This is a genomic window from Micromonospora sp. CA-111912 (assembly GCF_050948415.1).
In the GTDB taxonomy this organism is placed as follows: Bacteria; Actinomycetota; Actinomycetes; order Mycobacteriales; family Micromonosporaceae; genus Micromonospora.
This window is the reverse complement of sequence record NZ_CP192007.1, coordinates 6,078,958-6,090,998: the sequence shown is the minus strand read 5'-3', so window position 1 is coordinate 6,090,998 and position 12,041 is coordinate 6,078,958. Positions and strand designations below refer to the sequence as shown.

Genomic DNA, 12,041 nt, shown 5'->3' with positions numbered 1-12,041 from the left:
GCGGGCGTGCCAGAGGGACACACCATTCACCGCCTCGCCGCCCGGCACGCCGAGTTGTTCGCCGGCGACAAGGTGCAGGCCGCCAGCCCCCAGGGCCGCTTCGCCGAGGGCGCGGCCCGGCTGTCCGGCACCGTCCTGGACGACACCGAGGCGTACGGCAAGCACCTGCTGCACCACTACGCCCACGAGTTGACCCTGCACGTGCACCTCGGCCTGTACGGCAGGTTCGCCGACGGGCCGGGCGAGCCGCCGCCGCCTGTCGGCCAGGTGCGGCTGCGGCTGACCAGCGACACGTACTGGCTGGACCTGCGCGGCCCCACCGCCTGTGAGCTGCTCACCCCGCCCGAGGTGGCGGCGCTGCGCGACCGGCTCGGCCCCGACCCGTTGCGCGTCGACGCCGACCCGGCCCGCGCGTACGCCCGGATCTCCCGCAGCCCGACCCCGCTCGCGGCGCTGCTGCTCGACCAGTCGGTGGTGGCCGGCACGGGGTTGATCTTCGTCACGGAGGCGCTGTTCCGGGCCGGCCTGCCGCCGCTGCTGCCCGGCCGGGCGCTGACCCCGGCGCTCTGGCGGGAGCTGTGGGCGGACCTGGTGGACCTGATGACCCGGGCCGTCGAGGTGGGCCGGATCGACACCGTCCGGGACGCCCACCTGCCGGAGGCGACCGGCCGGGCGCCCCGGGTGGACCGGCACGGCGGAGAGGTGTACGTCTACCGCCGCCCCGGCCAGCCCTGTCACGTCTGCGGCGACGAGGTGCGCCGCGGCACCCTGACCGGCCGCAACCTCTACTGGTGCCCCACCTGCCAGCGCTGACCGGCCCAGGTCCGCGAGTCAGCCCAGCCCGGCGAGCCAGCGGGCCGTCTCGACCTGGTTGGCGAAGACGACGTCCTCGGCCATGCTCCAGGCCAGGGTGTGCCCGACGGCCCAGCCCAGGACCCGCTCCCGGTCCAGGTCCAGTTCGGCGGTGAGCCGGTCCAGCCGGCGCCGCACCGCCACCGGGGAGTGGCCCAGCTCCTGACCACGGACGATCGCCACCACACCGAACTCGCGCTCACCCGCCAGCGGCTTCGGGTCGATCACCAGCCACGGCTCGCGGCCGGCCCGCAGGATGTTTCCGGCGTGCAGGTCCTGGTTGACGAGCACCTGCTCGCCCTGCGTGTCGACGAGTTCGGCGAGCCGGCCGAGCGCGGTGTCGAGCAGCCGGCGCTCGAACGGGCGGTTGAGCCGCGCCCACGCGACCGGCAGTTGTTCCCGCCAGCCCGCGGCCTCCTCGGCCAGCGGGGTGAACGGCGCGCCGGCCGGTCGCCAGAGCCGGGGCAGCAGCCCGGCGACCACGCCCAGCGCCTCGTCGGCCGCCACGGCGTGCAGCGGCGTGCCGGGGTCGCAGCGCTCCACCAGCAGCGCCCGCCGGGCCGGGTCGTGCGCGAGCAGCCGGACCGCCCCGTCGCCGGCCCAGCGCGCCAGCGCCGTGGCCTCGTGCTCGCTGTCCGGGTCCGGGTACTGGAGCTTGAGCACCGCCCGGGTGCCGTCGGGCAGCTCCGCCGGCATCGCCAGCGAGGCGAACGCGGACGGGAACGGCGGGCCGGACAGCCGCAGCCCCCACCCGTCGACGCACTCCGCCACCCGGTCCGGCAGCGCCGCGAGCCAGGCCCGGCCGGCCGGGACGCGTTCGGTCCAGCGCAGCCCCTCGGGGATCTCCAGCCGCACGCCCATCGGACCATCCTCGACCGGCCGGCCGGTCGGCACCACCGGTTATTGCCCGGAACAGGAAAACCCCGTTCAGCGCAGCCGGCGGATGTCGCCGTACGCCCGGTAGAAGCCGCCCCGGCCCGCCGGGCGGACCTCGGTGATCAGGTAGCGCGCCCCCGCCTCGCGGATGCCCTTGGGGAACTGCACCGACCAGTCGCGGTGGTAGCCGTCGGAGAGGACGTGGACGCGCAGCCGGCCGCCCTCGTCGACGCACTGCACCACCACGCCGCCCCGGTCGTCGGTGGCGACCTCCACCGTGGTCCAGGCCGCCGGCTCGGGCAGCCGGGCCGGGGCCTTGACGTCCACCACCTCCGGCACGCTGCCCGCCTCGGCGGCCCGGATCGCCGGCTCGCTCGCGTCGACGCAGGCCAGGTAGCCCCCGGTGGTGACCACGTAGAGCCGCTCGTCGTGGTACTGCATCGAGTACGCCGAGCCGCAGCCGGTGCCGAGCTTCCACAGCCGGTTGCCGGCGGCGTCGAAGCAGTAGATGGAGGACTGGTTGTCGCCGGCGAAGACGTACCGGCCGTCCTCGGCGGTGGCGCAGGAGAAGACCGCGGCGTCGCAGTGGTACGTCTGCTCGGCGCGCCCGTCCTTGCGCAGCCGCACCACCTCGCGGGTGCCGGTGCCGGCGAACACGGCGTCGCGCTCCTGCCAGCCGAAGAGCACCGAGCCGGTGCGGGTGTGCCACAGCTCCCGCCCGGTGCGCCAGTCGTAGCCGGTCACCCCCTGGGAGTGGCCTTGGTAGAGCGCGTCGGCGTCGCAGCGGACCATCCACCCGCCCCGGCCGCGCCCCGGCCGCCGCCAGAGGAACTCGTCCTCGTGGTCGATCGCGGCGATCCCGCCGCCGGCGTCGGAAACGCCCAGCACCCCGTCGTGGATGTCCAGCCAGTAGATGTCGATGTCGGGGGCGATCGCGTACGCCGCCCGGGGCACCTTGCCGGAGAGATCGTAGACGTTGCCGTCGTCGCAGCCCGCGTAGATCCAGGCGTCGTCGGCGACGATGCACTTCACCCCGTCGGGGAGCCGGACCTGGTTGAGCAGCCGGGCGTCGTGGTCGAGGGTGGTGATCACCCCGTGCTCGTTGCCGACCATGCAGTGCCGCCCGTCGACGAAGATGCCGAACGCGGGCGCCCCCGAGGCGTACCGCCACAGCACCGGGGCGGTGCGGGCGGTCGAGCGGGTGCTGACGATCTGCCGGCGGGAGACGGGCCGCTTCTCGCGGGCGCCGAGCACCGCCGGGGCGTACCCCTTGCGGACCTTCTCCCCGATCTTCTTCGCGGCGGTGGCGCGGGCGCGGGCGTTGTCCGGGAAGGCCGTGGTCTTCACCTGGCCCTGGTCGCCGATCCGGCCGTAGCGAACGGTCATCGTGGTGTCGTCCACCACCACCTCGTAGAACTTGTGCGCCGCACCGTCCGACTCGGACAGTTCGAGGTAGGTAGTCTCCTGCGACATGGGATCGCCTTTCGGGGGAAGAGCGCCGGACCCGGCACCGCGACAGCGCACACGCTAACCGCGCCCCCCGACAGGTCCGGTCTATCCCCGGCTGCGGTCGAGGGCGTCGACGGCCTTGCGGGCCGCGATCAGCACCGGGTCCCAGACCGGCGCGTACGGCGGGGCATAGCCGAGGTCGAGGGCGGTCATCTCGTCCACCGTCATGCCGTTCCACAGCGCCACGGCCAGGGTGTCGATCCGCTTGGCGGCCTCCGACCAGCCGACGATCTGCGCGCCGAGCAGCCGCCCGCTGGGGCGCTCGGCGATCAGCTTCACCGTCATCGGTCGCGCCCCCGGGTAGTACCCGGCCCGGTTCGTCGACTCGGCCAGCACCGAGACGAACTCGAAGCCTGCGGCCGTGGCGTCCCGCTCGCGCAGGCCGGTGCGCCCCACCTCCAGCTCGCAGACCTTCGTCACGGCCGTGCCGATCACCCCGGGGAAGGTCGCGTACCCGCCGCCGAGGTTGATCCCGGCGACCCGGCCCTGCTTGTTGGCGTGGGTGCCGAGCGGGACGTGCACCGGCAGGCCGCTGACCAGGTGCAGGCTCTCCACGCAGTCGCCGGCCGCCCACACCCCCGGCGCCCCGACCACCCGCATCCGCCGGTCCACCCGGATCCCTCCGGAGGGGCCGACCGGCAGGCCGGCGGCCTCGGCGAGGGCGGTGTTGGGGCGTACCCCCAGGCCCAGGACCACGACATCGGCCGGTAGCGGCCCGTCGTCGGTGACCACCGCGGACACCCGGCCGTCGCGCTGGTCGAGCCCGGTCACCCCCACGCCGGTACGGATGTCGATGCCGATGCCGCGCATGGCCGTCGCGACGAGAGCGGCCATGTCCGGGTCGACGGTCGCCATCGGCTGGTCGGCCTTCTCGACCAGGGTGACCGACAGCCCGCGCTGGACCAGCGCCTCGGCCATCTCCACCCCGATGTAGCCGCCGCCGACCACCACCGCCCGCCGGGGTGTCGGGTCGCCGTCCAGCCAGTCGCGCAGGGCCCCGGCGTCGTCGAGGGTCTGCACGCCGAAGACGCCGCGCATGTCCGTGTCGGCCCAGCCGGGTGTCGTCGGCACCGCTCCGGCGGCGTACATCAGGTCGTCGAACCGTTCGCGGACCTCGCCGCCGCGGTCGAGGTCACGGGCGACCACCTCCCGGCGGTCCAGGTCGATCGCGGTGACCTCGTGTCGCAGCCGGACGTCGATGTCGAACTCGTCGCGGAAGGTGGCCGGGGCGCGGGCGACGAGCTGGTCCCGATCCGTGACCAGCCCGCTGATCCAGTACGGGATGCCGCACGCCGAGTACGAGGTGTGGTGCCCCCGCTCGAAGGCCACGATCTCCAGGTCCGACCGGTCGCGGCGACGCCGCGCCTGGGAGGCCGCCGCCATGCCGGCGGCGTCCCCGCCGATGACGATCAGTCGTTGCGCCACGCCGACCATCCTGTCACGCCATGCCCCCGCGGAGCCCGTCCCGCCGCGCCGCCCACCCGACCCCGCCGGGCCCGGCCGCCGTGCGGTCGGGTGCTCAGCCACGGGTCTGGCGGGCCACGTCCCGCACCACGTCGACCAGGTTTCCGGTGCGGGCGAAGACCGCCCGCTGCCGGGCCGCCCCGGTGCCGTGCCGGCGCAGCCCACCGAGCAGGTCGGTCACCTCGGCCAGGTCGCCGTGCCGCTCCAACTCGGGGCGGAGCCGCTCGACGAGCCGGTCCAGCAGCTCCCACGCCGGGCGCAGCTCGCCGTCGGTCAGGTCCACCCCGTCGCCCTCCAGCCCGTCGTGGGCGGCCCGCCAGTGCGCGGCGACCAGCAGGTGGTGATCGGTGCGCACGGGCGGCCGGCCCTCGGCGATGTCGGTCATCGCGCTGGCCACCAGGGCCCGGACCAGGGCGGCGACCAGCACGGCATCGTCCACCGACGGGCAGACGTCGCCGATGCGGAGCTCCACCGTCGGGTACTTGGCCGACAGCCGGGCGTACCAGTAGAGCATCCCCTCGTCGAGCATCACGCCGCTGGCGATGAGCTGCCGGATCAGCCGCTCGTAGTGCTCGTGCGACTCCAGGTACGGCGTCGGCGCCACCGACGGCCACCGCTCCCACTCCACGGAGCGCCAGCTCGCGTAGCCGGTGTCCACGCCGGCCGAGAACGGGGAGTTGACCGTGGCCGCGTGCAGGATCGGCAGCCAGGGCCGGACGTGGTTGAGCACCTGTACGCCGGTCTCGGGGTCCGGCACCCCGACGTGAACGTGCATGCCGTTGTTGCCGGGGCCGGGCACCAGCAGCCGGAACCGCTCGATCATCTGGTCGAATCGGGGCTTGTCGACCACCGGCGGGACCGGGCCGTCGACCGGGCCGGTACCGATGGCCAGCACCCGTACGCCGGCCCGCTCGGCCGCCTCGGACAGCGCCCGGCGCAGCACCCCCAGGGAGTGCCGGATCGACGACAGCTCCAGCCCCGGCGGGCTGCCGATCTCGATCTGGCTCGTCTGGAACTCGCGCTCGACCTGGCCGCGCAGCTCGGCCGGCACCTGCTCCATCACCAGGTCGACGGCCGGCACGGCGGTGCCGGTGTGCGGGTCGACGAGCAGGAACTCCTCCTCGACGCCGACGGTGAGCAGGTCGGTGCCCTCCGGGGCCACGTTCGGTTCCCGCTGCACCACTGAACCGCTCATCGTCCTCACCGTCCGTTTCCGTGCCGGCCGCGGCGCTGTGCCGCGACGTGACCGGCCATTACCCGCAGTGTCGGTGCGGGGAAACTCCGCCGCCCGCGTGTCGCCCGCCGGCACGCCGCTCGCGTTCCGCATCCCCGTTGCCGGGACCCGCATTGCGGGGAGGAACGTTGCGCCCTTCGGGGTGGACGGCGGGGCCTAGGGTGGTCGCGTGGGCGGGTTGCTGCTGACGGTGACGGGGATGTGGGCGTACGCGCTCACCCACCTGATCGTGTTCGCGGACCGCCCGGCCGAGCTGCTGGCCGGGGCGGCCGTGGCCGCCGCCGTGCTGCTCGCCGTGTTGCTCGCCGGGCGCCCTCCGATGGCGGCCGGCCCACCGGCCAGGGCCGCCAGGTACGGCACCGGCCTGCGGGAACGCGCCCGGCGTCGGGGTGTTCCCCGGCAGGTCGACCCGGACGCCGCCGGCCGTCCCCGACCCCGCGCGCCCGGACTGGGCCCCGCGGCCGGGTAGCTTCCCGGGCCGTGCCGGCTTCCGTCGGCGTCGGCCCCCGGGGTGACGGACGGGCATTCCCGTCGGCGTCGCCCCCTGCCATCAGGTCGCCTCCGCCGTCGTCCGTCCCGCCGCGCGCCCGTTTCCGGGCCGGTCGGGACATCCGGAACCGGACCGAGGGGTCACCCATGCTCGCCTTCGCACCTCTGCACGGCGCGGTCGGCACCGCCGCCACCGCCGTCACCTGGCTCGCCGACACGCTGCACCCGCTGACCGGCGGGGCCGCCACGGCCGTCGCCATCGTTCTGTTCACCATCGCCGTCCGCCTGCTGGTCTCGCCGCTCACCCTGGCCCAGGTGCGCGGGGAGCGGCGCCGCGCGGTCCTCGCCCCGCAGGTCCGCGACCTGCAACGCCGGTACGCCGACGACCCGGCCCGGTTGCAGAGCGAACTGTTCGGGCTCTACCGGTCGGCCGGGGCGAGCCCGGTCGCCGGCTGCCTGCCGGCCCTGCTCCAGGCACCGTTCTTCCTGATCATGTACCGGCTGTTCAGCACGGACGAGGGCGGCACCGGCCTGCTCGACGAGCGGCTCGCCGGGGTGCCGCTGGGCTGGCACCTCTCCGACGGCCTGACCGGCGCGGCCGGCCCGCTGTTCGGGGCGTTGTTGGCGGCGCTGGTGGCGCTGGCCTGGTGGTCGTCGCGCCGGGCGCGACGCGCGGCGGCTGCCGGGGTCACCGTGGCCGGTACGCCTACCGAGGGGCCGGGGGCGGCCACCCTGGGCCGGCTGGTCCCGTTGCTGCCGTACCTGACCGTGCTGGTTGCGTTGGTGGTGCCGTTGGCGGCGGTGCTCTACCTGGTCACCACGACGGCGTGGACGGCGGCAGAGCAGGCGGTGTTGCGCCGCCCCCGAGCGGAACCCGTCGAGGCTCGTTGACCGCCGATCGGACCTCGGCGGACGAGCGGGGCCGGTCGACGTCGCATCTCCCTCTGGACAGAAACAGTTAATAGTCCTAATAATAAGCGCCAACGTTGATGAGTGTGGATGCCCGTCCGGGCGTGGAGGGTTGCATGAAGCGTTCCCGATCCCTTGTCCTGGCCCTGGTGACGGCGCTGGCCGCGACCATCGGGGCGGCCTGGGTGGCGCTGCCGGCGTTCGCTGCCGGGGCCACCGCGAACTTCGTGAAGACCTCCGACTGGGGGTCCGGCTGGGAGGGCAAGTACACGATCACCAACGGCGGCGCCACCGCCATCTCCGCGTGGACCGTCACCTTCGACCTACCGGCCGGCACCACCGTCGGCAGCTACTGGGACGCCCTGCTGACCACCTCCGGCCAGCGGTACACCTTCACCAACCGCTCCTGGAACGGCGGCATCGCCCCCGGCGCCTCGGTGTCGTTCGGCTTCCTCGCCACCGGCTCCGGCAGCCCGACCAACTGCCAGCTCAACGGCGCCCCCTGCGGCGGCGGCCCCACCCCGACGACCCCGCCGCGGACCACGCCGCCCCCGACCACGCCGCCCCCGACGACCCCGCCGCCGACCACGCCGCCCCCGACGACCCCGCCCCCGACCACCGCCCCGCCCACCGACGGCCTGCCGAAGCACCTGCTCACCGGCTACTGGCACAACTTCGACAACCCGGCCGTCGAGCTGCGGCTGCGCGACGTCCCGGCCGAGTACGACCTGGTCGCGGTCGCCTTCGCCGAGGCCACCGGCACCCCCGGGGCGGTCACCTTCGCCGTCGATCCCGGCCTGTCCGCCTCCCTCGGCGGCTACACCGACGCCGACTTCACCGCCGACGTGCGGACGCTGCACTCGCGCGGTAAGAAGGTCATCCTCTCCGTCGGCGGCGAGACCGGGCGGGTCGCGGTCAACAGCGCGGCCTCGGCCACCGCCTTCGCCGACACCACCTACGCCCTCATCCAGCGGTACGGCTTCGACGGCGTCGACATCGACCTGGAGAACGGGCTCAACCCGACGTACATGGCCCAGGCGCTGCGCGCCCTGCGGGCCAAGGTCGGTACCGGCCTGATCATCGCGATGGCCCCGCAGACCATCGACATGCAGTCCCCGGCCGGCGGCTACTTCAAGCTCGCCCTGGACATCCGGGACATCCTCACCGTGGTCAACACCCAGTTCTACAACTCCGGGGCGATGCTCGGCTGCGACCAGAACGCCGCGTACGGCCAGGGCACGGTGAACTTCATCGTCGCGCTCGCCTGCATCCAGCTGGAGGCCGGGCTGCGCCCCGACCAGGTCGGGCTCGGCCTGCCCGCCGGCCCCGGCGCGGCCGGTGGCGGCGTCGTCGCCCCGAGCGTGGTCAACGCCGCCCTCGACTGCCTGGCCAAGGGCACCAACTGCGGCAGCTTCCGCCCGCCGCGCACCTACCCGGGCATCCGGGGCGCGATGACCTGGTCGGTCAACTGGGACGTCAGCAACGGCAACGGCTTCGCCCGCACCGTCAAGCCGCACCTGTCCACCCTGCCCTGACCCGCCCGCACCACCCCGCACCGCCACCACCACCCCCGTGACGCCGCCGGCCCGCTCCGCGCGGGCCGACGGCCCCGCCCACCCCCCTCGGGCGGAACCCCCACCACCGGTCCCTGGAGGCCACGTGAAACTCCGGTCCCCCCGCGCGGCGACGTTCGCCGCCGCGCTCGCCGCCGCCGTCGTCGCGGCCACCCTCGTGGCCCCGCCGGCCGCGTCGGCGGCCACCGCCGCCTTCGTCCGCACCTCGAGCTGGAGCAGTGGGTACGAGGCGAAGTTCACCGTCACCAACAACACCTCGGCCAGCATCGGCTCCTGGAACGTCCAGTTCGACCTGCCCGCCGGCAGCTCCCTCGGCACCTTCTGGGACGCCACCATGACCACCGCCGGCCAGCACGTGACCGCCGTCAACAAGTCCTGGAACGGCGCCCTCTCCCCGGGCGCCAGCACGTCGTTCGGGTTCGTCGTCGCCGGCACCGGCGACCCGACCAACTGCACCGTCAACGGCGGCTCCTGCACCGGCGGCGGCAACCCCGGCGGACCGGCCACCCCGGGCGGGCTGCGGGTCACCGGCACCATGGCCGCCTCGGTCTCGCTGGCCTGGAACGCCGTCTCCGGCACGGTCACCGGCTACCGGGTGTACGAGGGCGGCACCGTGAAGGCCACCGTCACCGGCACCTCGACGACGGTGTCCGGGCTGGCCACCTGCTCCGCGCACAGCTACACCGTGGCGGCGTACAACTCCTCGGGCGAGTCGGCGAAGTCACCGGCCGTCTCCGCCACCACCACCGGCTGCAGCGGCGGGAACGCCCCGATGGCCGCCGCGCCGTACCTCTACCCGGGCTGGGGCGACCCGCCCGCGCCGTCGACGGTGATGGGTGCGACCGGGATCAAGTGGTTCACCATCGCGTTCGTCCTCTCCGGCGGCGGCTGCACCCCGGCCTGGGACGGCAGCGGCCCGCTCACCGGCGGCGTGCATGCCAACACCATCGCCGCGATCCGGGCCGCCGGGGGCGACATCATCCCGTCCTTCGGCGGGTGGAGCGGCAACAAGCTCGGCCCGAACTGCTCGTCCGCCAGCGCGCTGGCGGCGGCGTACCAGCAGGTGATCAACGCGTACGGGCTCAAGGCGATCGACATCGACATCGAGAACAGCGACGAGTTCGAGAACGAGGCGGTGCAGGACCGGATCCTGGGCGCGCTGAAGATCGTCAAGCAGAACAACCCCGGGATCAAGACGATCGTCACCTTCGGCACCACGACCACCGGGCCGTCGTACTACGGCACCCGGCTGATCAACCAGGCCGCCGCGCTCGGGGCGAACATCGACACGTTCACGATCATGCCGTTCGACTTCGCCGGCGGCGCGAACATGTACCAGAGCACCGTCAACGCGGCCGAAGGGCTGAAGAACGGGCTGAAGAGCGCCTTCGGCTGGTCCGACGCCGTCGCGTACACGCACATGGGCATCTCCGGCATGAACGGCCTGTCCGACCAGCAGGAGCTGACCTCCCCGGCGACCTGGACGCAGATCCGCGACTGGGCGAAGACCCGCAGCCTGTCCCGGTTCACCTTCTGGGCCGTCAACCGCGACCGGCCGTGCGCCGGCGGGGGAGTGGTGGCCCACTGCTCCGGCATCGCCCAGAACACCTGGGAGTTCACCAGCATCACCGCCCAGTACAACTGAGCAGCACCGCCCGGTACGCCGGGCGGGCGTGCGGTCAGCGGCCGGTGGTCATGGACTGCCGGTCGCGCCGCGCGCGGCGGCGGCGCACCTTCTTCACCACCCAGCTCAGGATCATCACGCCGAAGACGGCGAAGATCGCGTAGTTGAACCAGCTGCTGTACTGGTCCACTTCCTCCCAGCGCGACCCGAGCGCGAAGCCGGCGCCGACGATCAGCGCGTTCCACACCCCGCTGCCCAGCGTGGTAAGCAGGACGAACTCGACCAGCGGCATCCGGTTCGCCCCGGCGGGGATGGAGACCAGGCTGCGCACCACCGGCACCAGCCGGCCGATCAGCACGGCCCACCGGCCGTGCCGCTCGAACCAACGGTCGGCCTTCTCCAGGTCGTCCCCGTCGACCAGTGGGATGTGGTCCAGCCACCGCTTGAGCCGGTCCTCGCCGACGGCCGCGCCGAGCCAGTAGAGCACCAGCGCGCCGACCACCGAGCCGACCGTCGCGGCGACCACGATGAGGACGAGGTTGAACCGGCCCTCGGCCGCGAGGTAGCCCGCCATGGCCAGCACGATCTCGCTCGGGATCGGCGGGATGATGCTTTCCAGGGCGACCAGCGCGGCCACCCCGACCGCGCCGAGCGAGTCGATCACGCTGGCCACCCACCCGGTCAGCCCGGTGAACTGCGACGGATCGACGTTCTGGGCGTGGGCCATGGTTGTCCTTCCGCGGGCCGCCGGGGGGATCGGAAGGTGATACCCAGTTCGGAGGCGATCACACCTGCCGGCGTTCGGGGCGATCACACCTGCCGGTGACCGGGCCCGCCCCCGCGAGCCCCGCGTTCAGCCCTCCGGGTGCAGCACCGCGTCGGCCGGGCCCCGCCGCCAGCCGAGGAACCGGACCACCAGCCCGCCCCGGCTCGGCGAGCAGCAGAACGGCCCGGCCGACGTCTCGGCCAGCGGGGCGAGCGGGGCCAGCCGGACCAGCCGCCACGGCTCGTCGCCCGCGCGGGCCCGGACGGTCAGCGCGTCCCCGGCCCGGCTGACTCGGACCGTCACCTCCCGGCCCGCCCACTCCGGCACCGGCGCGACCGACCAGTCCGAGACGTCGCGGGTGACCACCGCGCCGACCTGTGGCTGCCCGTCGCTGAACTCCACCCCGGCCTTGACCCAGTTCCGCTCGTCCACCCGGACCAGCACGCCGGCCTGGTCGAACTGCCCGGTGAAGTCGAGCTGGAAGGTGACCTCCACGGCGGTGCCGGCCGGCAGCGGGGCGAGCAGGGCCGGGCCGTCGTCGTGCACGAAGCCGTAGCTGGTGTGCCGCCAGAAGTCGCTGCCCGCGCCCGGCTCGACGACCAGCCCGCCGTCCGGGGTCGGCTCGGCGCGCACCGGCTGGTGCAGCCACCGGCCCTCGGCCCAGTCGACGTCCCGGTCCCCGGCCTCCGACTCCACACCCATGGCCGGCACGCTACCGCCCGCCGACCCGCCGACCCGCCTCGA

General features: G+C 74.1%; 11 protein-coding genes. 5 read left to right on the top strand and 6 right to left on the bottom strand.

What is annotated here, in order from left to right:
• The first annotated feature begins 6 nt into the window (after positions 1 to 6).
• A complete protein-coding gene (locus ACQPZO_RS25530) occupies positions 7 to 813 on the top strand; it encodes an Fpg/Nei family DNA glycosylase (protein ID WP_433344497.1) in 807 nt (268 codons plus the stop codon).
• 18 nt (positions 814 to 831) lie between these two features.
• Here ACQPZO_RS25530 and ACQPZO_RS25525 read toward each other — a convergent pair whose 3' ends face one another.
• The 4 genes from ACQPZO_RS25525 to ACQPZO_RS25510 all read right to left on the bottom strand — a co-directional run bounded on the left by ACQPZO_RS25525 (position 832) and on the right by ACQPZO_RS25510 (position 5,905).
• Complete coding sequence (locus ACQPZO_RS25525; RefSeq protein WP_433344496.1) at positions 832 to 1,713, bottom strand: aminoglycoside phosphotransferase family protein; 882 nt, start codon at positions 1,711 to 1,713, stop codon at positions 832 to 834.
• A gap of 66 nt (positions 1,714 to 1,779) precedes the next feature.
• Positions 1,780 to 3,201 (bottom strand): WGR domain-containing protein, encoded by a 1,422-nt coding sequence (locus tag ACQPZO_RS25520; RefSeq protein WP_433344495.1) that lies wholly within the window; start codon positions 3,199 to 3,201, stop codon positions 1,780 to 1,782.
• An 81-nt stretch (positions 3,202 to 3,282) separates the two neighbouring features.
• Positions 3,283 to 4,662, bottom strand: a complete 1,380-nt coding sequence (locus ACQPZO_RS25515; protein WP_433344494.1) for an FAD-dependent oxidoreductase — start codon at positions 4,660 to 4,662, stop codon at positions 3,283 to 3,285.
• Positions 4,663 to 4,756: 94 nt separating this feature from the next.
• On the bottom strand, positions 4,757 to 5,905 hold the full coding sequence (locus ACQPZO_RS25510) for a carboxylate-amine ligase (RefSeq protein WP_433344493.1): 1,149 nt from the start codon (positions 5,903 to 5,905) through the stop codon (positions 4,757 to 4,759).
• Positions 5,906 to 6,104: 199 nt separating this feature from the next.
• Here ACQPZO_RS25510 and ACQPZO_RS25505 point away from each other — a divergent pair, with 199 nt between their 5' ends.
• The 4 genes from ACQPZO_RS25505 to ACQPZO_RS25490 all read left to right on the top strand — a co-directional run bounded on the left by ACQPZO_RS25505 (position 6,105) and on the right by ACQPZO_RS25490 (position 10,552).
• Positions 6,105 to 6,404, top strand: a complete 300-nt coding sequence (locus tag ACQPZO_RS25505) for a DUF6412 domain-containing protein (protein ID WP_433344492.1) — start codon at positions 6,105 to 6,107, stop codon at positions 6,402 to 6,404.
• Between the two features lie 167 nt (positions 6,405 to 6,571).
• Positions 6,572 to 7,315 (top strand): YidC/Oxa1 family membrane protein insertase, encoded by a 744-nt coding sequence (locus tag ACQPZO_RS25500; RefSeq protein WP_433344491.1) that lies wholly within the window; start codon positions 6,572 to 6,574, stop codon positions 7,313 to 7,315.
• Positions 7,316 to 7,449: 134 nt separating this feature from the next.
• Positions 7,450 to 8,868: a chitinase gene (locus ACQPZO_RS25495; protein ID WP_433344490.1), complete on the top strand. Its 1,419-nt coding sequence runs from the start codon at positions 7,450 to 7,452 to the stop codon at positions 8,866 to 8,868.
• A gap of 124 nt (positions 8,869 to 8,992) precedes the next feature.
• Entirely contained in the window at positions 8,993 to 10,552 is a 1,560-nt protein-coding gene (locus ACQPZO_RS25490) for a cellulose binding domain-containing protein (RefSeq protein WP_433344489.1), read from the top strand.
• A gap of 34 nt (positions 10,553 to 10,586) precedes the next feature.
• On the opposite strand, the gene ACQPZO_RS25485 is transcribed toward ACQPZO_RS25490, so the two are convergent.
• Both ACQPZO_RS25485 and ACQPZO_RS25480 read right to left on the bottom strand, forming a co-directional pair.
• The gene (locus ACQPZO_RS25485; RefSeq protein WP_433344488.1) at positions 10,587 to 11,258 is read right to left on the bottom strand and encodes a DedA family protein; all 672 of its coding nucleotides are present in this window, start codon (positions 11,256 to 11,258) and stop codon (positions 10,587 to 10,589) included.
• A 126-nt stretch (positions 11,259 to 11,384) separates the two neighbouring features.
• Entirely contained in the window at positions 11,385 to 11,999 is a 615-nt protein-coding gene (locus ACQPZO_RS25480) for a DUF1349 domain-containing protein (RefSeq protein WP_433344487.1), read from the bottom strand.
• Positions 12,000 to 12,041 lie beyond the last annotated feature (42 nt).